The 23,649-nt window shown below is 56.5% G+C and carries 19 protein-coding genes; 2 read left to right on the forward strand and 17 right to left on the reverse strand.

Annotated elements, in window-relative coordinates; genetic code table 11:
* Positions 1–140: 140 nt before the first annotated feature.
* The gene (locus CSV91_RS04570; RefSeq protein WP_147579383.1) at positions 141–707 is read right to left on the reverse strand and encodes a GNAT family N-acetyltransferase; all 567 of its coding nucleotides are present in this window, start codon (positions 705–707) and stop codon (positions 141–143) included.
* Positions 708–928: 221 nt separating this feature from the next.
* On the opposite strand from CSV91_RS04570, the gene CSV91_RS04575 reads away from it, so the two are divergent.
* Entirely contained in the window at positions 929–1,636 is a 708-nt protein-coding gene (locus tag CSV91_RS04575; protein ID WP_099431978.1) for a hypothetical protein, read from the forward strand.
* Between the two features lie 101 nt (positions 1,637–1,737).
* Here the strand turns inward: CSV91_RS04575 and CSV91_RS04580 are convergent, their stop codons facing one another.
* From CSV91_RS04580 to CSV91_RS04590, 3 genes are all read right to left on the reverse strand, one after another.
* Positions 1,738–3,687, reverse strand: a complete 1,950-nt coding sequence (locus CSV91_RS04580; protein WP_099431979.1) for a zinc ribbon domain-containing protein — start codon at positions 3,685–3,687, stop codon at positions 1,738–1,740.
* Between the two features lie 104 nt (positions 3,688–3,791).
* Positions 3,792–4,772: an FHA domain-containing protein gene (locus tag CSV91_RS04585; protein WP_099431980.1), complete on the reverse strand. Its 981-nt coding sequence runs from the start codon at positions 4,770–4,772 to the stop codon at positions 3,792–3,794.
* A complete protein-coding gene (locus CSV91_RS04590; protein ID WP_099431981.1) occupies positions 4,760–6,637 on the reverse strand; it encodes a serine/threonine protein kinase in 1,878 nt (625 codons plus the stop codon). The genes CSV91_RS04585 and CSV91_RS04590 overlap by 13 nt, the downstream gene beginning before the upstream one ends.
* A 143-nt stretch (positions 6,638–6,780) precedes the next feature.
* On the opposite strand from CSV91_RS04590, the gene CSV91_RS04595 reads away from it, so the two are divergent.
* Positions 6,781–7,206: a hypothetical protein gene (locus tag CSV91_RS04595; RefSeq protein WP_099431982.1), complete on the forward strand. Its 426-nt coding sequence runs from the start codon at positions 6,781–6,783 to the stop codon at positions 7,204–7,206.
* Between the two features lie 188 nt (positions 7,207–7,394).
* Here CSV91_RS04595 and CSV91_RS04600 read toward each other — a convergent pair whose 3' ends face one another.
* The 13 genes from CSV91_RS04600 to CSV91_RS04660 form a co-directional block, all read right to left on the reverse strand.
* Positions 7,395–8,219 carry a zinc ribbon domain-containing protein gene (locus CSV91_RS04600; RefSeq protein ID WP_099431983.1) on the reverse strand — a complete coding sequence of 275 codons (825 nt, stop codon included), beginning with the start codon at positions 8,217–8,219 and terminating at the stop codon, positions 7,395–7,397.
* A gap of 58 nt (positions 8,220–8,277) precedes the next feature.
* Entirely contained in the window at positions 8,278–8,475 is a 198-nt protein-coding gene (locus CSV91_RS04605) for a hypothetical protein (RefSeq protein WP_099431984.1), read from the reverse strand.
* A 126-nt stretch (positions 8,476–8,601) separates the two neighbouring features.
* On the reverse strand, positions 8,602–9,003 hold the full coding sequence (locus tag CSV91_RS04610; protein ID WP_147579384.1) for a hypothetical protein: 402 nt from the start codon (positions 9,001–9,003) through the stop codon (positions 8,602–8,604).
* A gap of 27 nt (positions 9,004–9,030) precedes the next feature.
* Positions 9,031–11,673: a hypothetical protein gene (locus tag CSV91_RS04615; RefSeq protein WP_099431986.1), complete on the reverse strand. Its 2,643-nt coding sequence runs from the start codon at positions 11,671–11,673 to the stop codon at positions 9,031–9,033.
* A gap of 3 nt (positions 11,674–11,676) precedes the next feature.
* Positions 11,677–12,972: a TRAFAC clade GTPase domain-containing protein gene (locus tag CSV91_RS04620; RefSeq protein WP_099431987.1), complete on the reverse strand. Its 1,296-nt coding sequence runs from the start codon at positions 12,970–12,972 to the stop codon at positions 11,677–11,679.
* 12 nt (positions 12,973–12,984) lie between these two features.
* The gene (locus tag CSV91_RS04625; RefSeq protein ID WP_099431988.1) at positions 12,985–16,008 is read right to left on the reverse strand and encodes a zinc ribbon domain-containing protein; all 3,024 of its coding nucleotides are present in this window, start codon (positions 16,006–16,008) and stop codon (positions 12,985–12,987) included.
* A gap of 11 nt (positions 16,009–16,019) precedes the next feature.
* Positions 16,020–18,236 (reverse strand): Hsp70 family protein, encoded by a 2,217-nt coding sequence (locus CSV91_RS04630; protein ID WP_099431989.1) that lies wholly within the window; start codon positions 18,234–18,236, stop codon positions 16,020–16,022.
* 35 nt (positions 18,237–18,271) lie between these two features.
* Positions 18,272–19,963, reverse strand: coding sequence for an Hsp70 family protein (locus tag CSV91_RS04635; RefSeq protein WP_099431990.1), 1,692 nt, complete (start codon positions 19,961–19,963; stop codon positions 18,272–18,274).
* Between the two features lie 56 nt (positions 19,964–20,019).
* Positions 20,020–20,808, reverse strand: coding sequence for a nucleotide exchange factor GrpE (grpE, locus tag CSV91_RS04640; protein WP_099431991.1), 789 nt, complete (start codon positions 20,806–20,808; stop codon positions 20,020–20,022).
* 6 nt (positions 20,809–20,814) lie between these two features.
* Complete coding sequence (locus CSV91_RS04645; RefSeq protein WP_099431992.1) at positions 20,815–22,353, reverse strand: TRAFAC clade GTPase domain-containing protein; 1,539 nt, start codon at positions 22,351–22,353, stop codon at positions 20,815–20,817.
* Between the two features lie 5 nt (positions 22,354–22,358).
* Positions 22,359–22,553, reverse strand: coding sequence for a hypothetical protein (locus tag CSV91_RS04650; protein ID WP_099431993.1), 195 nt, complete (start codon positions 22,551–22,553; stop codon positions 22,359–22,361).
* Positions 22,554–22,565: 12 nt separating this feature from the next.
* Positions 22,566–23,000, reverse strand: a complete 435-nt coding sequence (locus CSV91_RS10260; protein WP_099431994.1) for a zinc ribbon domain-containing protein — start codon at positions 22,998–23,000, stop codon at positions 22,566–22,568.
* 23 nt (positions 23,001–23,023) lie between these two features.
* On the reverse strand, positions 23,024–23,647 hold the full coding sequence (locus CSV91_RS04660) for a hypothetical protein (protein ID WP_099431995.1): 624 nt from the start codon (positions 23,645–23,647) through the stop codon (positions 23,024–23,026).
* Positions 23,648–23,649 lie beyond the last annotated feature (2 nt).

Here is a 23,649-nt window from a genome sequence, read left to right on the forward strand (position 1 = left end):
TACGTGTTACAGATCGAGACAAACGCACCAACCACCAACCCCGACAGGCCAAAAAAGGACCGGACGTCCAGCCATCACAACTGAAACGTCCGGCCCCGTCAAACATCAACTAGGGAAGCTAAACCAACAGACCGCAGCCTCTACTCCGCGTCCGGGTCCTTAAAGTTCTTGGGATCCAAGACCATGCAGGTGTAGGTGATGTCGTGTTCATCGTCGGGAATGGGCTCAAACCCGTTCTTGCCAAAGAAGTCGATGAGCAGATGCGCGAGCTTCATCGGATCCGCATCAGGATCGTCAAAGAGATATTCGCTCAGATCCAGGAATGCAGGCTGCTGTTCGCCCTCGCTCTCCCAGTATCCCAACAGGGCGTCGTGCACTAGGCGCGCGCCATAGCCGTTACCGCGGTAGTCGGGGTCAACATACACATGGCTCAAAAACGTCGACATGTCCTCGTTGAGCGGGTGCTCCGTAACGGCATCCGGCAGGTCGGGGTCGTCCGCACCGCCCGTCACACAAAAACCGACCAGCTCATCATCGGCAAAGACGCCCCAGAGGTAATTGTTCTCTTCGCCTCCATCGCCGTCCTCGTCCTCCTCCTCAATGTAATCCGCATATGCCTCATAGACCTCGTAACCAGACTGCTCATCAAGATCGACCATCGCATCGACGTCATCGGGACCCAAGGCCCTTACTTCAACTTCAGCCAATGTCCTGTCCTTCCTCTTATATCTTTAGGACGAGTTGAGCATACGGCGTTGTTCCAGAAATCCGTTGCGCAACAAAGAGCGCTGCTTCGAGCAACCGGCCAACTCGCCAACAACACCACATTCCAAAAAATCCTTGATGTAGCGCAACAGAATCATATTTCGCGGCTCCAGAAAACGAATTGTCGAAAGACAGACGGAACCATTAATGGAAAGGAATCAAAATGGCACTTAAGCTCTCCAACCTCGAGTACAGCAACAATCTTGGAAATCCGATTGTCACCTCGGTCGGAAAGCGTTCGATCGAGGACCGCACCACCGTTGTCAACGATGCTCTCGACAGCCTCACGGATAATTCTCTCTACAGCTATAAGATCAGGGTCGGCAAGATCAAGGTAGTCGATGGCGGTCTCTTCAAAAAGACCCAGCTTCCCACATTCCAGGTTTTCGCAGCAGGAATGCAATCCCAGGTTTGGGCAACGTGCGTCTGCGTCCTCCAGGGCTCTGACCTCAAGACTTACCGCTGCCCGAGCACGCGTGCCGAGCAGGCCGAGCAGGCTGCAAAGGCAGCCGAGGAGCAGGCAAACCAGATGGACGAAGACGGTCCCGCCCTCAACAACATGCTGAACCGCGGACTCGGAAAGGGCTTCCTCAAGAAGGTCGACAGCCTGCTCGACGACACCGACATTGCAGCAGAAGCCGACTTCTGCAATTCCGTCCAGACCGTACTTGAGCACTTCGAGGACGCGGCGGCAGGTAAGGATCTGTCCAGCTTTGCCCAGACCGCTGGCAATGCAGGCGGCTTCTGCCCCAACTGCGGTGCCCCCCCGTGGAAGCCGGCGCTGCATTTTGCCCTAGCTGCGGCAACAAGCACGCATAGTAAACAAGCAAATAGAACCCCTTATCGCCCTTCTAGAAGATCAATCTTCTAGAAGGGCGCTTTGTTTTGGAATATCGCAGCAAGAAAACCCCGCCGGCACAGCAAACTCGCCAGCGGGGTTTTCTTAAATATCAATCTCAAACACGAAGGCGTCTAATCCTGCGATTGGGACTTCTCCTTCAGCCATTCGTTATTGAGCAAGCGAATAACATGTGCAATCCCAGCGGGAGGCTTAAGAGACGCGCGCATCTTTTGTATGCGATCAAGATGTGCCTCGCAGTCATCAGCGAGCGCTTTAACATCCGGGGGCAAGACCGCTCCGCTGTTCTTCATGGCAATGGCTTTGTCCATCTCGCAGGAAGAAAGAAACACGTAGAGCAGCGCCATTTCATTCTGCAACTCCCTGCGAACAATATACCAATGACACCCTTTCTGCCAGAGCTGGCCCGCTTCTTCGCCGGCAAAAGTCAGCTCGATAAGCTGCTTGCCTTTACGCCCATCAGGACGATCGACCACACGGGCAAGGAGGGGCTCAACAGAAGAGGCCTTTTCGATTGTATCCGCAAGCGCCTCCAAATCTTGCATACCGAGAGGGACCAGATATGTCGCGCAGAATCGACTGTCAGCAAGAGGGTCGTCGAAAACACGACATTCGCGAGCTGATAGTCTCTCATCAAGCTCTCGGGCTTTGTCATATTCACCCGCGCTACACGCTTCGCGGAATTCGTCGAAACTTCCTTTTGGTAGGTGGCGACCCGCGGCGGTCGAAATGCCCCATTTGGCAGCAGCCTTTTCGTTGAGCTGCGCAACTGCGTAAATTAAAGTGTGCTCTGCCGATTTAATATAATTGTCCATTTGCTCAACATACGGACTCACGGCTTGATATGCCATCTCCATGTCTGGGCGCAGCATCTTGCCCTCTTCATGCAGCCTATATGCCTGTTCGAAGAGACCAGACCAATAAAACAAATACAAAACATGACCCCTGGCCGTCATTTCGACCTGAACAAAGAAGGAGTTCCACCATTGCTGGCCCATGCCTGCTCCAGAAGCATTTAAAGCAATCAATTTGCCTTTATATGCCCAGCTCTCAGGCGCTTGGATAACTTTCCAGCCCACCTGGCCCATCTGATGGCCAAGTTCAACTATTGCTCGATACGGATCAATAGAATCGTCCAGGATCGTATAGGATTTAACACCTTCAATCAAAGCTCCATCACAAGGAGAAGGGACTGTTTTCCTCATTAATCCAGCCGCCCGCGCAAGTAACTCTTCCGAGTTATTGTTAACGGCTTCTGTTAGCGACGCCCCAACCTTTCCGCACTTTGGCTCTGTCTCAACAATCCAAGGAACGGGGCGCAATTCCTCGTCGCCCTTAGAATTCAGCCGAGCGAACGTCATCGCGACAACATTATCCGTCCATGCTGTAAAAGCTGGACCGACAAATACGCGATAGGTAGTTTCGCTAATGAAGTAATAATAGAAGATAGCATCGTCACCATATGTTTCTTGCACTATCAGACCAAAGGGATTGGCCTCCAGTGAATTCTCGGGGTCAGGAACATTTGCGGTAATGACGATGCCGCCCCCACGAGTAATCTCTCGATCAATTTTTATTTTTAGGATTAGCCTGTAATAGTCACTGGCAATGTCAATGAGTTCGAGCGCCAAGTCATCAAGCGTAAGAGAGCCACCGCCCTTGACATAATATGACTCGCACTTCGAAACGTTGCAAAAGCCAATCACATCGAAGATTTGAATCTCATGCTGCGTATACATGCAGCCAGCGGCGTCCCAAAGATCATCGGAATAAAAGCCGCGCTGCGAAATAATTTTGTCGACGGCATCATTCCATGAGCCTTTGGGGGCAGCATGGTCTGGCAATGGCTTTGAAATCGGAGCGGATTCAACGGTCTCCGCTTGCGACGCTCCGCATTTTCCACAGAAGGTCGCGCCGGGCAGCAGCGGCGCTCCACACTGTTTGCAGACCGCGCCCCCCTCCTGAGGAACGGTCGCCGCACTCGCATCGCCAGGCGATGCCTTGATATCCAGAGCGCTTCCCGCGGATGACAGCCCAGACTTTAAGTTATCGAACAGGCCCATAGCATGTCCTTTCTCGTTGGAACGATTCCTTCATCTTTTTGTAAACCCAAAAGGACAAAAAACGTTGCGCAACACCGCCGAACGGTCGAGAGTCGAATCTGCAGCTATCCGATTTTGCCTCGCGCAACGATATACGTCACTTTGCCGCCAAGGCAAAGCTCATCGCCCACTTTGATTTCCACCGGCGGGTACTCACGCCCCGGCCCGGCCTCAGAGCTCGGGGGTTCAACGACCGTCAAGTCTTCTACACCGCGCTTGAGTACTGTTCCCGCTGTTGAACCAAGACCCTGCGCATACCAACGACCGCCCTCGCACCAAATACGAAGGTGACGGGCGCTTACACAGCCATCGGGCGCACCGATCACGTTTGTACCAGTTGGCAAATAGCCAATGACGGTACCTTCTGGATCTTGGGACAGCTCATATGCCGGCAGGCGCACGACGCTGCCTTCCCGCAAGATAAGGCCTAGCGTTGTAGAAGCGCTATCGACAGGGCTCGTTACGAAGGCGCAATCATTCTTGCCGTTATCGAGCCTAAGCGTCGTTGAGCTAAAGTGTCCGCCCATGCATCGCTCCAGAAAGTCCTCGACTAGTTCTGCCGCACGCGTCGGATCTTGGAGGCAGCCTGCCACCACAAACAGCATGACAAACAGAGCGACTCTGTCCTTGCCGGCAGGAAGCACTGCCATGTCGATACACCTGACCGCATTAAGATACGTCTGCCCGCTCAATCCCCACGCATCGAACGCATCGGCCATAGCGTGGGCAGCCGGTCCGCGGTAGTGATCGGCAATTTTAACGCGCGATGCCGCGCCAGAGCCCTGCCGCGCCGCCAGTCGCGCCATAACGTTGAGCGAGGCGTTTTGGAGATCGCCAAAATGCGAGGGATTTGTCTTGGATGGGACAATATCAACGTAGTTGCGCATAATGCTCGAGCGATGCATGACCTCGAGCGACTCACGAGGAGACATGCCGCCGGCAACAGGTCGAACAGAAAGCAATAGGCAGCAGGCATCATGATAGTCGAGGCCCGCAAACCCTCTTAAATCCTCGAACATAATACGGCGCGGTGTTATCTCTGCCATAAAACATCCTCCTCAGCAGGGGCTACGCCCTGGCTATCATCGTTAACGCCATTCGCTTCTTGAACCTCAGAAATCTCCTGGGGGCCGGGGAGTTCCGACCCAAACGCATTCCGCGCGGCACACGACACTACGCTAAGCGCAAACATGGTTGCCAAAATTATTAGCAATCGCCAACCGAGTTTTCGCACGGGACGCGAATGACGAACGTCCCTAAACCCAATAGATGTGCCACTGCTCGAAACGGCCCCTCGTTTCTTTTTTCTCGAACTCGAAAAGCCCGAGGGAACAGGGGGCGCCGGTGCAGAAGTCGCCGGCGGAGGGGGCGGCGGCACGGGGCTCGAAGAAGAGGCAGCACGTGGCTTCGGGGCGCGGGCGGCGCTTGATCCTCCAGCCCTTTTCGGTCGCGGCGATGTAGCCCCCGCGGCAGCGGCCCCAGCGGCAGCCGAACCCGCGGCAGCACCAGCAGCGGCAGCGGCGGGTGCAGCACCGGCCCCCGCCGCCGCGGCGCCTGCCGCACTCCGTGCAGCGCCAGGCGTAGGCACGGGCACCGGCGTGGGAACCGGAACATGTTCCGCACCGGAAGCATCAAAACGAACATCAGGCTCAGACCAGGTGTTCTCCGTTGGTTCCGGTGCTGACGCCGGAGTTTTACGGGACGATTCAAAGCGCTCCTCGGCACGCGGCATAGGCACAGTTGCCGGTTCTACCACCGGAGCCGCAAAAGCGTTCTCAAAGGGACTGGATTCCGTAAAGGGCACGACTACCGCATTGCCAACGGGCATCGTCTCATCCCAGTTTGATTCCGCATCGTGTTTATTGGGCAGTTCAACTGGCTTGGGAGCTGCAACCGTTCCATTTCGTTGACGCCCCTCGTACCAGCATTCAAGCTCATGCAAAAGACCATCCACCGTTGGTCTGGCCTCCTGGGAGGGCCTGATACCGCTCATAATCGCATTGAGCAACGGCTCCTCGTATGTGCGCCGCGCCACAAGCGGTTTTGGATCCACACTCATTTTGGTACGATAATCTGACCCCCCAAGAGAGTGGGTAAGGTCGAATGGTGTATGCCCCGCATAAAGTTCGTACAGCACGCTGCAGAGTGCATAGATATCAATCGCAGGATTGCTTCTAAGCTCTTCCACGCCCTCCACGTCTGCCGTCAGCATCTCGGGAGGAGCGTAATCTCGCGTGGCGCCACGCATCATGCCCACACGCTGCGTAAAGGCCATGGGAATATCTTGGCATTCTGTGGTCGAATTGCCAAAATCGATCAGGCACGTATCGAAGGCGCCGGCAGCAACCTGCTGAGACAGGCTCATATCCTTGGTGCGAAACATAATGTTATTCGGGGAAATATCGCGATGCACAAGGCGGCTGTTCAGGCGTTCGACACCCTGCAAGATCTCCAAGACCGAAATGCCCACTTGCGCCACGACTTCACCCTGAACACCGTCGCCTTCATGGGGCAGATCGGGTACAGCATGCGCCAGCGTAGTGCCCTCGATCCATTCCATAAGGATAAGCGGCTCGCCCTTCCACGACCCATAGCCATAGACCTGTGGAAATCCTTTTAGCCTAGATACTGCGAGCTGGTTTTTATATTCTTCGAACAGCATCTCCCTCAGCTCAGAAGGCGAGCAATCGCTGTTGGAATCGGGTGCGTTTAACCGCTTGAGGGCAAAAACCTCTTCGTAAAGGTTCACCACCTTGGCAACCGCACCAAAACCACCATGAAGCGTGCTCCCCGGTTGAAGAAAGAGCATATTAAAACGCGATGCGAGCTCCTGTTCACGCCCGGGCTCCGCAGGAATGCTGGGCGTAAAACCATCAAGCTGCACAACCTCGAGCTGTTCCAAATTATCCATGGCTCCCCCATTGCAATCGTCTGAGCAAAAGTATCACGCAGGCATGCCCGAATATGTTGCGCAACAGGCACGAAAAGGGCTGTCGGATAATTTGCACTGAGAGTACGCCTGCCCTATGCAGGCAAATTGTGAGAGGAGGCCACATGACCGCATCAGATATCACTGTCGAACAACTACAGAAACGATGCGCGCCCGGATACCCCATGGGGCCCATAGTGGTGTCCGGAGCTCAGCGCTTTGCAGACACGACATGGTCCGATTTTGCATTTCGGGCCGCAAAGCAAGAGGAGTTGCGCATAACCGTGCGTACGGGACTCGAGGCAATCCAGGGAGGTGTCTTTTTTGGAAAGCGCCTGCGAGCCTTAGAACTGAATCTGCTTCGTCCCGAAGGACCGGCACGCATCTACATAACGGTAGAAGCATGCTCTAGCAACGCAAAGCTCATGGCGTGGCGCTGTGATCTCTCCGGAAACAATGCGACGACCAACAAACAAGTCGAAAGTCTTATGAAGGCCATCGGCAACATTGCAACTGAAAGCACAACAATGGGAGCGACGACACTCCCCTAGCATAATATGTAAATGGGGCGGCTTTGACCGCCCCTTTCTTATAACAAGATGAACATCTGGCCCTAACAACAAATCCGCCCTCATCTCCTTAAACAAGAAATGAGGGCGGATTATATAGCTTGCGCGCGTACAGTTGATCAACACAAAATTGGCAAATCGCTTTACGACTTGGAACCCTCCAAGTTAGCTTAGCCATTCATTTGGTAGTTGTTCATGATACCGAAAGCGGTAAGAGCCACCAGCTTTGCAGTCGATCCAAAATCACCAAAGATATCAGCACGACTGTTAAATTCATCAAGCCTCTTATTCTCATCGCGGGTTCGAGCATCACGCTTGGCGACCAACTCGAGGGCGTCGCCGCTCATATACAGATAATAAACAGCACCGTCCATCACGTTTTTTTGCACAAGCGTGAGGTATAGCATATCTTCAAAGCGCGCTTCCACATTAGCAGATTTAATGCGAATGACCTGTCGGTAATCCTCGGCCAACGTGCCTACATTAATGTGGAGTTGGTCGTTGAAGAACTGTTCTGATACTTCTCGGAGAGTTCTAGCAACCTCTTGAATAGCCACCCTGTCACCGCGAAGCAGGAAGTAAGAATTAACCTCTTCGGTTCCAAAAACAGGATCGGCATGCGTGACCCTTTGGAAAGCTGCAACTCCTTCGAGTAAGGATAGCTGGTTGAGCCCCGTATCCAAATACGCTTGCCATGTATTGGTCGGCATAAGATGCGGAGGCTCCGCCGGAGCGGCCTGACCCTCCGGCGCAACGCCCATCACCGGCTTGCCACACTTGGGACAGAACTTGGTGCCTGGCTCAAGGGAGGCGCCGCACGCACCGCAGAACTTTGGCTCCTCGGAGGCAGCCTGCTTTTGAGCAGGGGCAGTCTCCTTTGCGGGTACGGGTTTTTGAGCAGTATTCTCCTTAGTGGAAGGCGCAGTGTCCTGCTCTTCGTCTACGCCGTTGTATCCGTCTTTAAATGCTTGAACGAAAGAGCCAAACAGTCCCATGGTATTCTCCTATTTTGATTAGTAGTTGCATACAGGGAAACTAAATCCCATCGCTCCCCTACGAGCGCTTATGGAAAAACAGCTTGTAGCAAATAAACGCTGCCACCAGGGCAAACAGAAAGCCTTCCCAGTTGCCTCGGATGAGCGCCGTAAGGCCGATGAGCAGCATTGCCAAAGCCCCCACGACGCCAATGAGCACCCAGTTGGCGGCAAAGTAAACAGAAGGCCCACGCCTCCTGTGCTCAGAAAAGGACATCTTGCTCGGCGAGTACGCGCCATGTCCACCCTTTTGCCTCCTCGAATCATATTGAGGACGCCAAGAACCGCTTCCAGCCATTCTTCTTACCTTCTTCCTATCAGAACGAGCAACCCGCCGTCCTCGTTACATCCAATGACTCATCACGTAGTTCTCAAAGCGCTGGCCATCAGCCGGAACCAAGCGAATGCGAACAAGCTTTCTGGTGCCCATAATCTTGAGCGTATAGCAACGCTTGCCAAACTCGGTCCAACGCTCAAAATCTCGAACGTGGCTGCCCACGCGTATGATGCGTTCGACCTCTTGAGCCGGTCCAACCAACGCAGAAATAGGATCTTCCATGGCGCGCTTAATCTGCTCGGTGCGCGGCTCCCTAGTGCGGAGCTTAATGTAGTTGGGATAAAGACCCATATGGCAAATCATGCCATCGACATCGGCACCGATAAACGACTCATCGGCATCGGAATAGCCCGCCGCCTTACCGTAAGCGCCCTGCGCCAGCCCAGAAACCTTATTAAACAACCCCATGGTCATCACCCGTCTGCTTAAACTTACCTACTTTCTAAAGAACGGCAACCCGCCCTTTTTGACATTGTCAGCGAGAATCGCGTCAATCTGTTGCGCAACATCGGCAGGAGCCGCAATTCCCAGTGCCTCGAGCGCGCGAGGCCCGCAGTAACGGGCGCATTCGTGTTTAAGGGCGCCATGGTTTTCGAGCTTAACTTTGGGAAGGACCTTGCCCATAGCGGCGTGCATGTCTTCGCGATTCACTCCGTAAACCGCTAGGTACGAAAGAACTAGTGCCAAGCGATCGAACGATCCCTGTCTGCCGCGCGAATACTTTAAAGCAAGCTGAGCGCAGGCCTCGAAGGCAGGCAGCCAGCAAGTGGCCGACATTGCAGCCATGGCAAAGGCAAAATCGCCAAGGTCTTTGCAACATCCCAAAACACCCTGGGCGAAAGCGTCGCAGATCCTATCTCGATCACGGCCCTCAACGTCAGAAAAATCGACAGCCCCACGGTAGCTTTTTAGGATATCGGGGATTCCCTGATATACCCTGAAATCCGCGCTCGCCTGAGAAGCCCTCCCCAACTCCGCAAGTGACAGTGCGAGCATGCCCTGGCGACCAAGCACCGCCGCATTCGCAGCCCGGGAATAGCCATAAAGAGCGCGCAACGTCCTAAGATCTTCTTTTGAGGGATTCAAAGGATCGATTCCATCCGTAAGGCCATGCGAAGCAGTGCCCATCGTTTTTACCATGGGCGGGCAACACACCAACTTGTTACTGGGAGCCGCCTTGGCAAGCGATTCAACAAGCTCACGAAGTATTGAGGTCGCTTTTTCGCTGCGACAGCTCAACAGGTAAGCAACATATAGGGACGTAGCATCGGTATAACCTATGGCAAGCGCCTTATGAGTAGGGAATCCTTCCCTACAGCAGATTTTATACAGATCCGACGCAGCCTCTACGCCCTCGACGTGACCCAAGCCAAACGAGAACATGGTTCCCATGTCTTGTTCGCGTCCATGGTCGCTCAGCCACACAAGACCACGCGGAAGTTCTCCAACCTTGGCATACGGAGCGCGAGCAGCGATGACCCCCCAAATGCCGTCAATCACCTTCGGGGCAACAGCGCACACCGCCGTCACCGCCGCCTCGACGGCAGATTCGTAAACATCGAGCGAATGGGTGAACCCGTTGACATAGGCAATCACAGCCGTCGATAGCTTCACGCGATCAAGAGCAAAGGCTGCTTGCAAGGCCCCAGCGGCAAAGCGTCCAAGCTCGCCGTCGGGACCAGCTTCCTCCAGCGTACACTTGCGAGCCGCAGCAGATTTAGAGAACAGATCCAGCAAATCGATAATCTTTTGAACGTCCGATACCTCGCCCGGCGCAAACAGCCACGAAGAATCGCCGCCGCGCTGAAGAATTGCCAAAAGGTCGAGGCCGGCACGTGAGCAAGATTCGCATAGCGAGCTCATCTGTTTGGGGAAGTCCCGCGGCGCCACCGAGGCATCGGAAAGCAGACGCGATACCGTAGCGGCCGCGACGGCGCACACGCCCTCGCGCCTCTCGGCATCCATTCCGCCTACACGCCGCAGCAGATAGCTCAAAACAGGGATAAGCACGCCAAGACCCATATCCGCCAGCGTATCAAGCGAATCTACGAGCTGATTGGTGAGTTGCGCGTTTGTTGCCTCGTCGGACGAAGCCTCTGCAAAGGAGAGTGCACGTAGAAGCCTGCCCGCGTCCGCATCCGGCTCGCTCTTTCCAAGCAGTGCCCACAAATCATGGGCATCGTCCAGTGCGCCCAACATGAATTTGGCCGTCGTGTGCTCCTGGACAAAGCTGCAGAAATCCGCGAGGCGCTTGGGGTTCAGCGAATAGGAAAGCTCGACAAATCCCAGATATCCGTCAACACCTGCGTAGGATCCATTGCTGTCCGGGTTATGGGGATCAAAGACGATCCAACCACTTGTCACGTAATCCGGAGCCGCCGCGATGGCCTCGGCAGAAGCGTTGATGATATCGCCCGATGCCTCGGTTGCATCATCGGCACCCAGCACAAAGGAAATTTGGCGTGACAAACGCAGCGGCAAGGCATAAGAAATAGCTCCGATAATCTGAGTCGCCTCCTCCGCCGTGGCAACGACAACAAGCTGTTTGCCGCCCATCTTTGCCGCAAAGAGCTTTGCCAGCAGCTCACCCATGGAGTCTGCCATGTCCTCGTCCTCGAGCCATTCGCAGACTTCATCAAAAGTAACATTGCCAGCGGGGGCCAAATCTACGCACGGCAGATAGTCGGGCTTCTCCGCGCTCTGAACTTCGGGCCCCATCTGCGAACGCAGCACAGACGAACCCATGAGTTCAATGGGTGCAAACGACATATCAGCCCAGGGAACAAGAAACGACTGGCGCAACATATTGCCCGAACGCCCCTGCGGCCCCATGTAGTCGTGGGGCAGCCGGGTGTTGTTGCAGTATAGACAGTAGTCCCCGTCGAGCGGATGATAGCCAAAGATAGAGAAGCCCAAATCGTGCGGAACAGGGTCGACAAACAGAGCGTTGTAGCCCTGAGATGAACCGGCTGCGGGAATAGACGGAAGCTTCTCGTCGTACGAGAAGACCTGGAAGCCATCGGAGGTCCCCTCTATGCCGCGGCGGCACGAGGTATAGATAATCTGGTGAGCAGCCATGTTCTACTCCTTGGTAATAAGGTGATTCTTGGCCATAATCCATAGCAGGGGGTCCTCCACGCGCAGCGGACGAGGACGCTTAACCGAGCCGCTCTCGTCCGGAGCATTATGCAGGCCCAAGGCGGACACACCAAAGAAGGCAACATCGCGGAAATTACTCTGAACACTCGAGACGATGGCGCCCTCATCCCAGTTTTCGAGCAGCGCACGCAGTTCGGCATCGACGGCCTGCTGATCCGCCTCGACGAAGGCACCATGCTTAGCATGCGGGCTTGGCTGCTGAACGGTAACCGCCGCACCGCAAATGGGCGTCAGCTGGTCAAACTTAGAAAAAGCGATGGCCACGGGAACGTCGATGGCGTCCCCCTCGCGAATGCCACGCGCCGTGCGGATAAGCGTCGTGATGGCGCTGAGCACGCCTTCGAAACCCGTCGTGCCCTGAACGCCGCGAAGGCTGCTCGTAAGGTCCGTCTCGCCCGCTGCCTCGAGCTGTTCCCGAATGCCCGCAATCTGGAGCGGGTCGACAAGGAAGATGATGCCGCGCGCATGCTGCAGGTAACGGTTGACCGTGGCAACGGCCTGCGGGTCCTCCAGGTCTTCGCCGGCGGCGTCGAAGAACGAAAGCGTAAATGCCTTTTTGCGGCCACGAGACGCCTCGGTATAGTTCCACGTGTAGATGAGCGGCATCTTGTCCTTGCGGTCGCCACCGCCCAACGCGCGTGACGTTGCCTCGAGCGTATGCTGCTCCTCGAACAGCGGCTTGTACTTTGTCTCTTGGTACAGCTCGCGGCAGTTATAAAGACCGTCCATGGTAAGGAACGGGTTTACACCGGCATCCATGACATGCCCAACGCGGCGCGTGAGCTGGTCGATAAGAACGGTAATGTAATGGCTCTTGCCCGAGCCGCGCGTGCCCACGATAGCGATGATCTCGTTGTTGCCGTCAATCGAAGACTGCGGCAGCGGACTGTGACACGAAGGACAAATGGGCACGGGCGTGTTGGAGTGACATACGTCGCAGCACACGGAGCCGCCACCAAAGTGGCCCTGTTTTTGGGGCTTAAAGACGTGTCCCACGGGTCTGGGCCGCGGCCATCCGCGAAACGTCGAGTACTTCTCGTCCACCTCGGCAGCAGACCCCGAAGGGCCGGCGTCGCACTGGCGATTTGTGCAGCGATACTCTACGGCATCGGCCCCAAACTGCTCAAAGCAAAACGGACACACAATGCCGTTCGACGAGAAGGACGGCATGCCAGAAGGCGTAGCAGCCGATCCGAATAATGACGAAAAGAAGCCCATAATGAAAACCCTTTACTGAACGAGATAACCGGAAGAGGTAATGTAGGCATCCTCTACAGACTTAATGCCCGCAGCAGGAAACGCCTGGATAGATATCTTCTTGGCCTTGGGTAACGTAACCGTGATGCTGTAGGTTCCATCGACCTCGACGGGACCAAACTCCTCAAGCGTTACGGAATCGACCGATAACGCAGGCGACAGGTTGCCGATGCAATAGGCAACCTTTGTCTTGGGCAACGTGAAGGAGCCGCCCTCTTGGGCCGAAAACGTAAACGTAGACTCCCTGGGACCAAAAAGCTTCTTGCTATCCGTGCGCTCGTAACATACATGCGCATGGCGACGTTCAAAAATCTGCTGCGCAGGATCCGAGAACTCAAAGCTGCCCACACTGCCCTTACGCGAAAAGACCGAGACGTAAAGCCTCTGTCCGTCAGGTGCCGGCACGGTCAGACAGCCATCGCGCTCCCAGTTTTTCTTGGAAACGGGTCGTGGCTGGCACGAGGAGTCTGAAAGGTCGTCCACAAAACCTGTCTCACTCACGGCAACACTAAACCCCGTCACCGCTCGGTCTTTTACCGAGACATAGATAAGCAGCTTGCCGTTTGCCTCCTCGATGGAGTCGATACTTACCTTGCCGCCATTTGACACACGAGCCTTGGCGCCCACGATAGCGGAGCTACCGCAAACCGTGGCCGCAAAGAAGTAAAGGACCTCATCGCTCTTCCAGGTGAGCGTGCCTTTGCCCGGCCCGGCAACGTTCACGCTCACAACTTCAAAGTCTCGCTCGAGCGAGGCCACATCGGACGTCGACCCCGGCTGGGGAATGGATTTGGCGTCCACGGAGCCAAAGAAACGCACCTCGGCGCCAACATCCTCCCACTCAAGATCAAAGACGCCTTCCGCGCCCTTATGAGCACGCGAGACAAGGCCGTCTACATAGCGTGTAGCATCGAGCGGGGTCGCCTCGAATGTCTGCGGATGCGTCTGGCGACGGCCCAAGCCAACGATATCGAAGGAAGCACTCATCTCGTAGTGATACGTCACGCCGTCCGTAAGGCCGCCGATAACGTAGTGACCACCAGATGGGACGGTAATGGGGTCCCCGCCATCGAGCGGCGTAATCTGAACGGTCGCACTCGATGGCAGCGGCTTCCAAGACACCTCGATCTGTTCATGCGCCGGCATAAAACGCACGTCCGTAAGGTCGGGCGCAAGAGCGATAACCTCGCTCGTAGCAGGCTGGGAACGCACACCGACGCGTACGACAACCACCTTGTATGCAAGCGCGCACCCTTGGGGAGCATGCTCGTGGGTATATGAGGGCTGATCAGTCGTGCCAAGGAGCTGATCGCCGGAAGAACCGTCACCCTCGACAACGTAGACCTCGTACACAAGTGCGCCGCGCGAACGGCTCGGCTGCCAAACAAGGCTTACGGTCGAAGTCTCGGCATTGCCGCGAGCCTCCAAGTTGGAAACCGACTGCGGGGCGTGCGACGCAAGGAACGAACGGGCGGCGGCGTGGTCGGCGCAGCGAGCGAGCGCTTGCTCACAGAGCTCGGCAGCCTCCTCCGCATCTGCCGTCCCCTGAGCTTGACGCACAAGATCGTCCGCCTCGGCTACGCCCGAAGAAACTTCCGCCTCACGCGCCTTTAGATAGGCAGCATCGACGCCCGGTACGAGCAAGGCGCGCCTTAAGAGTCCGTCTGCCTCCGCAAAGCGACGCTCCGCAATGGCGGACGTGAGCTTGGCGCCCAAATCGCCCGCGGCAGCCTGGAGCTGAGCGACTTTTGTGTCGACCTCGGCAACGCGGGGCAAGGACGGCCACGCCGAGCGCGCCTGAGCGAGGTTTGCCTTCGCACCCTCAAAGTTGAGCCAGCCCGCAAGCTTATCGGCAGCGTCGCACAAGCGCTCCGCATCCTCGATGGCCGCACCCAAAGGCGCACCGCAACCGGGGCAGCGATCGTTGGTGTTGGGGTATTTCTTGTGGCACGAGGGGCACTCGAGCATAAGCGGCAAACCGCAGCGACCGCACGTGGCAGCAGACTTGTCGTTCATATGACCGCAGCGGCACTGAACGAGCGAGTCGAGCTCTGCATCTCGCTCAAGCGAAATGCCCTTCTTTTTGCAGTGGCCTACGAGCAGGGAACGCGCCTCGGTCTTGTCCGCCACAAAGGGAGCAAGGGTCTCAACGGCAGCACGCTGCTGCTCGACCCTTAAGCTGTTGTCCGAGAACGATGCGAGCTCGTCGAGCTCATCAAAGACACGGTTGAGCTTAAGGCGATTGAGACATGCGTCGTACTCTTTACGAGCGTCGTCTGTGCCAAAGGCCTTGCGGCACAGGGCCTCAAGGCTCGCCGCGGCAGCCTGCTCGGGCGTGTTAGCACGGAACGATCCCGCCACCTGTTTTGCCTTCGCAAGCAGGTCTGCGCTCGGGGCGCGATAGGGGTCGGCGCAGCCGTCGGGGCAGGCAAAGTCGTACAGATCGCTTTTGCCCAGGGCAATAAGATCCGTCTCCTTTTTATAGCCCGCCCAACCAGGAAGTTTATCTTCCATGTAGCGTTTGTAGACATCGTTTGATCCGTCGTTGGTAGATGCGGTGGCACCGCCCTCGGCAACCGTGTACTTAAGCTCGGCAGCACGCTTGCGCACAAGGGCCTCATCCACCTGATACTCAACGCCAAAGTGGGTTTTCTTAATGCGCTTCTTGGTCTTGTTGCAGATAAGATCCAGCTGACCGGCAGAAATCTGATTGTTTTCCGCCGCCGCCTCGAGCACCGGATCGAGCGCGCCGTTCACAACCTTGAGAGCATTCGCCGCGATGGCAGAGACCTGGGCCTCGTTACCATCGGCAAACGCTTTCTCCATGTTGGGGACCTCGCCCAAGAAGCGCTTGTAGATAATCTGGTCCGTACCGCGCGAAGCCTTGGGGCCCCACACCACACGTGCATCCGTAAGCAGCTGCCGGAGCTTTTCCTGTGAAGGAACGGGGTCAAGCGGCGCGCCGACGACGAGTAGCAAGTTGAGTTCTTGTTCCATAAATAGGCTCCCTAAATGCTGATGCCAGATCCGCTCGAGATGGAGCGGCCGATGCTCGAGAACGCGGTGCCGAGTTCGGAGAAGTCGAAGAGGCCCGCGTAACTATCCGAGGTGGAAATCTCTTTTAGAAACTCAAGATCAGCGCCAGGAGTTCCGATACCGATGATGGTGACGCCGTCGCGCTTAAGGGTCTTGGCGTTGCGACGCGCTGACTTACACGCACCATCATCCCAATAACCATCCGTTAGGATTAGGGCGACGTCAGAGTATCCATCAGTTTGGACATCCCGCCTTTCACGCCACATAAAGAATTCATCCAGTGGATCGGCTTCATTGCCGCCTCCACATCCGTAGGCCTTGGAACAATAAAAGCCTTTGCCACCGCCGTTAATGAAGGCGGATTTACTGTACTCGAGGGCGGTATCAAAGTCGGTAAAACCAAGCCCTCGCGTCCCCCCAATAACATCAGAATAATTGCAGCTCGGCCAAGAGGCGATCATCGATCTGTCCGCAAAGTACATAAGACCGACCTCAACGCCGAAGCCGTCTACAGAATTCAAGAATGAATCGACGGCTTCCTCCGCGGCAGCAAAACCCTTGCCGAACATAGAGCCTGAGACATCGACGCAGATCATCACTCGGGCGTCGACGGGACCATGATCCCCGCCCTTAACATCGTTATCCGTCGGCGCGTTCAGGAAGCGCGAGAGGTCGGACTCGACCTCAGCGCGCTGAACCTCGAGTGACTTGCCCGAGGACGCAAGCGTTGCGCCCACCTCGATGGTGGCGTTCTCCGTATAGGAATACGAGACCTTGACGTGCGCCTCACGTCCGCGCTCGCCCGGAATCTCGGGAACCACGTACTTACCCACCACCGTGTTATTGAGGGGCGCAGGATCGTCTCCCTGTAGAAGGTAAATCTCGAGCGAGCCCGGACGGCTCGGCGTGGCGCGCACGGCGTATTCGCGGCTATTGGTGGCAGGAATGGGCGTGTTCTTGCCGATAATGGTTGAGTTGACGTAGCGCGAACGATCTTCGCTCTCCGCAATCATGCCCATAGAGTGCGCCGTGCAGTCCACCAGTTTGGGAAGAGCGCCCAATGAGAAACGCGGGGCGGCAGCAGAAGCGCCGGGAAGCGAGAACGTGGTGCCGCACTTTTGGGCCGCATACACAGCGGCGCCCAGGGCCACGGCCTCGTCGGGGTTAACGTTGCCGCCGATAGGACCGCTGCCCACCTTGCCGGTAAGGTACTCGCGCACCTGCGGCATCTTGGTGGAACCGCCAACGAGAATGTAGCCGTCAACCTGCGCCCACGTAAGCCCCGCCTCGCGCAGCGCCTCTTCGCAGCAATCCGTTGTAAGCATCAGCAGATGGCGCGTGGCCTCCTCGAAGTCCTCGCGCGTGACCTCGATGGTTCCGGAAACCGATTCCGCCATAACGCGGGCACGCGTGCGGGCACGGTTCGTAAGGTCGCGCTTGACCTGCTCGGATACAACGGCAAGCGTATTGATGTCGGAAGGCGTGAGGTCCGACTCGACATCGTCGCGGTCTAGTCCCTTGGCATCGCAAAGCTGATCCAGAATAAAGTCCGAGAGGGCGCTGTCCCACTGGCGACCGCCCAGCTGGTGATTGCCCGTGGAGGACAGAACGCGGATCTCGCGCCCCGAGAGCCTGGCCACCGTGACGTCGAACGTGCCACCGCCCAGATCGTAGATGAGAATCGTGCGATCGCCGGCGGCATCCGCACTCATGAGTCCGTAGGCGTAGGCGGCGGCCGAGGGCTCGTTCAGCGTGCCCAGGGCGCGCACGCCCGTACGCCGCAGGGCCTCGAGCGTCGCCTCGCGCTGAGGCGCCTCAAAGTACGCGGGCACCGTCACCACGGCAGAGTCGATCTGGACACCGTTGGCGCGGGAGACGTCCGCGATCAGATGGCGCAGAAACGTGGACGAAAGCGTGGTGGCGTCGAACTCGCAGCCGCGCAGGTACTCCACGTAACCGGCATTACCCATATTCGTCTTGTAAAAGGAGGCCACATTGGCATCGCCCATGAGCTGGGCCTCCTTGGCGGCGTCGCCGCAAACCACCGAGCCGTCCTCGGCGACGGCGACCACGGATGGAGTCGTATGCTCGCCGGACGAATTGGGGAGAATCTTGGGCTCGCCATCCGCGCCCACGCACGCGACGGCGCTAAACGTCGTCCCCAGATCGATACCTACCGCGATACCCATATCGTCTCCCTCAACTCGTCTGTCTTCTTAGTGTCTTAAAGCACCATCTGCATGGCCGTGGCCTTGGAGCGCGCCTCGCGAATCTCGTCCTCGGTAAGGCCGCCCTTGACCTCGACCTCGACCTCGCAGGACTGACCAGACGTAGGCTCAACGGCGCGAACGTCGAGGATGCCTTGCTCGCTCAAAATAAACGTCACGTCAATAGGAGAGCCCTTAGGCAGGTTGGTGCCCGAAAGGTCGATGGAAGCGGACGCAAGGGCTTCGCGATCCTTCTCGACCTTCTCCTGCTCGGCATCGTTCTCATAGACCTGAACGAGAACGGACGTCTGCCCGGCCTCGGACGTACCAAAGCGCTGGGTGTTTTCGAAAGCGCCCTTCTCGGGATCAATCTTCTGGTTCTTAAGAATCAAGTTGAAAATACAGGGGGTACCCGAGTCATCCAGCGCCTCAACGCCATAGCTCTTCGACGTGACAACGGAGATCTTGATGGCAGAAGCCGCGTCCTCGGGATTGACGAACGTCATTGCCAGGTTGTTGGCACCGACGTTCTGCTGCTGCTTAACTTCCTGCGTCTGCTGGTCGACAACCTCAACCGTCTCCTCGGAAGTACCCTCCTGCTCGGCCTTGTGATACAGCATGCTGGCGAGCTGGGCGGCGTAGCGGGCAGCGCCCTTGGCAACGGCCTCATCGGGATCGTTAATAGCCTGCTCAAGCTCGGGGAATTCCTGCTTGAGGCGATCGGCAACCTGACGCATACGCGTGGAGCCGCCTACGAGCAGGATTTTGGTGGGGTTATGGCCCTTAGCCTTAGCACCATCCAAGCAGGTACGCATGATGTCGATGGTGCGGGAGAGCAAATCGGACGTCATGTCGTTAAAGTCATCGATGGTAAGGCTGATCTTTTGGGGGCGACCCGTAAAGTTCAGAACCGCGTTTGCGCTGTCCTTGGACGTAAGGGCAAACTTGAGCTTCTCGGCTTCGCCTTGGAGCTGCTGGTCGGCATACTCGTCAAACACGTCCTCGTCCGCACCCGTTTTATCGCAGAACTCATCCTTGAGGTATGCAACAATAGCAGCATCCCAGTCACCGCCGCCCAAGTTTTTATCGCCTTGGTTGCAGACGACCTCGATGTTCTTGGAGCCATCGTTATGACTGAACGAAACCGCGGAGACATCGAAAGTACCGCCGCCCAGGTCGTAGACGATAACGTCCTCGTCCTTATCGCTCTTGTCACAACCATAGTTGATGGCGGCAGCAACCGGCTCCTGCACCGTGCCGTACACGTTAAGGCCGGCAATCTTTGCCGCGGCAAGCGTAGCCTGCGTCTCGGCATCACCAAAATAAGCAGGAACGGTAATGACGCAACCATCGTAGCCCATGGGCATGTTCTGAGAAGCATCGAAGGTGAGCTTCTTTAGCACATAGGCAGAAATCTGCTCGGGGGAGTAGGTCTCACCGTCAACGGTGATGGCAACGGGGTTGTCGCCGATGATGCGCTTAACAAAGGACGCCGTGTAATCCGGGTCAATCAGAGCATTGTCCTTGGCAGGCTGACCCACGTCGTACTTGGAGGGGTCATCCGGATCAAAGTGCACCACAGAGGGCGTGGTGTTGGAGCCCTCGGAGTTCTTGACCACCACCGGGTTACCCGTCTCGTCGATGTAAGAGAGGCAAGAGTAGGTGGTACCCAGGTCGATGCCGATTACCGTTGTCTTCTCGTCACTCATGATTATTTCCTTCCTTTAATGGTGACTAGGTTGAATGAGACGATTAGGTTCCTTGCCTACTCGTCGTCTTTGTCTAATTGCTGCTCGGGCTCGACGTAGCCCTTTTTATACGTATACGCGCGGACAAATGCCGGATCGAGAACAGACCCCGAAAGCTCATAGCCCGGCGACAGGACCTCGATAATGACGCCGCGCTTTTCAGGATCGCCCGTTAAGGTGCGTGGCATAGCCAGCGTATGACGACCACTCTCAAACCGTTCTCCCGGTTCGGGTGTAAACGAGGTGGCGCCAAAATCGCAAAGAACCTCAACGAGCATGTCACGATAGACGGAGAGATCCTCCGCCTGCTGCTGAGCCGCATCCCCCTCAACGGTGCCAAGATAGGCCAGCGTCTTGTTCATGGCATCAACCACCGACGTCACGCGCTTAAGCAGGGGCATGGTGACTTTCTCGTACACACCGGAGCGATAGCGCTCAATTTCCGCACTGTTGTTCTTGAGCACTTCCTCCTCAAAGGTGGTGCGATCGATCTTCTGGCGAAAGAGCCCCGTTAGCTGAGTAATGCCCTCATCCAATGCATCGAGACGACGCGCCAGCTCCTCGGCGGGCATAACGGGAGTCGGTTCGTTAACTTCGACGTCGGCAGTGGCGTTCGCGTCGCAATCGCACTCCCCCTCCTCGACAGCTGTGTCGTCGGTGGTAGGCGTCTCAGTCTCAACGGGCTCGGCCGACTCCGCAGCAGGCTCGGCAGTCTCAACGGGCTCGCTTGCGCACCCCACCTCCTCGCATACAGGCTCTTCGGGCGCGACGTCCTCAAACGAGGGAACAAAAACATCGTCAGTCATGTGCGTCTACCTCTTCTTCCTTCGATCGATCTCGAGCTGCTGGGCATAAGAAACAGCGTTCTCAACGGGGAGGGAAAGCGCCGTGGCAAACGTCGGGTCTGCCTGGCCCGCAATCCACGCAAACGGCTCGACAACACCCTTGGGATCGTAAGCGCCGGCGAGACGCTCGTGGCCAACGGCAGAAGCTGCAAAGAAGCGGTACGAGCGGAAGCTCGCCTTAAGCGACGTCAAGAAGTTGCCCATGCCATATTCGAGCAGGAAATCGCGAAGTACGGCATCCTGCGCGTCGGCGGCAGGACACTCGGGATTTGCAGCAAGATACGCATTGCAGGCGGCCTGTCCGATTTTTTCATCCAAGCCTGGAAGATCCGCCTTGCTGAGCACCACGGCAAGGGGCATGGTGAATCTGCCCTGACGATCTGGCTTGGCAACGCTTTTGACTTTCTCAATCAAGGAAGCCAAGACGTCGTCGGGGTTCGAACGGCCAGAAACGGCGGCATCCGTTGCCGAAAGTCCTTCCTCGAGCTCGCTTGCCAAATCCGGGATGCTCATGGGATCCACCAGCAGCACGGCACCCTCGGCGTATGCGTACTGAAGCTGGTCCTCGTGCTCGTCGTTATTAAGGAAGGTCTCACCGGCGACGTCGTAGAGATGGATTAGACGGTCGGGATCGAGCCCGTCCTTGCGGACAAAGACACTCAGCGAGAATGCAGAGGCGCGCTTGACGTCGGAGTCCTCACTCGTCATGCTCGCATCGCCCGATTGATAAATCTTCTCGAGCTCGGAGAAGAGCCCTCGCTTGTCATCATCGAGAAAATCGGTGTCATAACCCTGCTGGGCAGCGCGGTCGAGCACAAGATCGTGAGCAAGTGCCGCAATGTAGGAGGTCTTTCCTACCGAACGGCCGCCAACAACGGGAATAGACATCGTCCTGGCCTCACCCGAAGCGACCGAATGGGCGCAATTGGGATTAGGGCAGCACTGCTCTAAGTCAGAGCGATGGATGGTCGATCCATCAGGCCCCTTAGCAGACGCGAAGAAGGTGCACGGGAGCTTTTGGCCGCACTCGCACACATGCGTATAGAAGCCAAACGTGTTGGGACGAAGATAGGAATGAACCTTGCCGCATTTGGGGCAAACATACCCTGGGGTCGGCCAAACATGCTTGCACTGCTCGCAGACAAACTCCATTTTGCGCGTTTTGCGATACCAAGCATCCAATGCGCGCGAGAGACCAAAGAGGATGTAAACGAGCACCATTACGACCATGATGACGGCCGAATGGACGAATGCAAAGATTACCGTTCCCGCAACGCCCGCAACAAGAAACGAGAGGAAGCAGATGCCCCACAGGACCTTGTGGATAAAGCCGCCGTTGTAGAGCTCAGTAATTAATTCCCCGCGCGTAACCCTGTTAAGGACGATCGCCTCTCGAATCGTCGCTCCAAGATCAGAGAAACCCTTATCGAGCCAGTACTCAGCACGAGAAGGCTCGGGCGGCAAAAGAGCAGCCGTCTGGTTATAGCGCTCGTCAGTCAATGCCATAATCGCTAGCTCCTGTTCGAATCAATCGCATTTTTCTTAAATGCAGCCGCGTAATTCTTAAAAGCCTTAAAAACGCCATACGCGCAGAAGCTCAAAACAATAGCGCCAAGAACAAAGGTGATCTGGGCTTGAAAAGCCCTCACGATCGCGTAGACGACAATAAGAGCAAATCCGACGGCAATAATTCCAAATAACGCCATGTTTGTCTCCTCCTACTTCCTAAAAATGTTGATCAGCAAGTAAGCAGCGATGATTACGCCGAGACCGATGTATGCCTTCTGAAGGCCAGCGATTACGAGAACCAAAGCAACGGCAGAAAGGACGCAGGCTATTTGTCCCAGGCGCTTGTCTGACTCGTACTGCGTCGGTGCGACGGGTGCAGAAGCAGCGGCGCTTCCGCCTGCAGAGGAGCCCGAAGTCGTTCCAGCACCAGGCGTGGGGCTGGGCGCAGGGGTAGGAGTGGAACCGGAAGACGTTGCCCCGCCAGTCTGCGACGACGAGTCAGAACCGGAATTCGAAGATGGCCCACTTCCGGCATCCGTCGACGAGCTCGTTGAGCCAGACGCGCCTCCCGTCTGGGCGGCTCCGCAATAAGGGCAAAAAGCCATGCTATCGGGAATTGTTTTTCCGCAAGCTACGCATTGCATGTGAACTCCTTACGCGTTCGTAATTAGCTACGAAATCTTGGAAGAATGAACTTTGTAATGACAAACAACGCCGCGATGACGGCAACCACAATGCCCGCAGTCTTCAGGAAGCCAAAGATGATATCGCCGTAGGTATCGAGGATAAACTTGCCAATCATAAAGACGCCAAAGGGCAGCAGGATAACGGTGCCCCAGCCAACCTCGTCGATCAGGCCCTTCGAAGCCGCCGCGCCAACCTGAGCCGCGGCCTCGGCAGAGGGACCGGAACCATCCTGCGAGTCCGTTGAAGAGTCATCGCTAGGGCTTTCTCCCCTAGCAACCTTTCTCCAAAGCCTGCCGTCCATGCGGGTGGGCACATCGTCGTCCCCCATACAGCGGCTAATATAGACGCCATACCTATCGCAGTGATCGGCAAGCGCGTAAGCTACCTCACTGTAATAGGCCGATCCGCAATCGACCCAGCACAGTGCGCGCAAAAGCCAATCTTCCTCGCCGCCTCGGTCACCATTGCGGCTAGCAAACTTCGCGAGAGCGGCGGCCTGCATAAACTTGTCCCAGTCCGAGGACGCCCTATCGTACGCATCGCACTCCGCTTTATAGTCAAAGGTGTCATAAGGTATGGTCCGAGCTTCGTCGTAAAGCGCCACAA

Source organism: Collinsella aerofaciens, assembly GCF_002736145.1.
Classification (GTDB): domain Bacteria; phylum Actinomycetota; class Coriobacteriia; order Coriobacteriales; family Coriobacteriaceae; genus Collinsella; species Collinsella aerofaciens_A.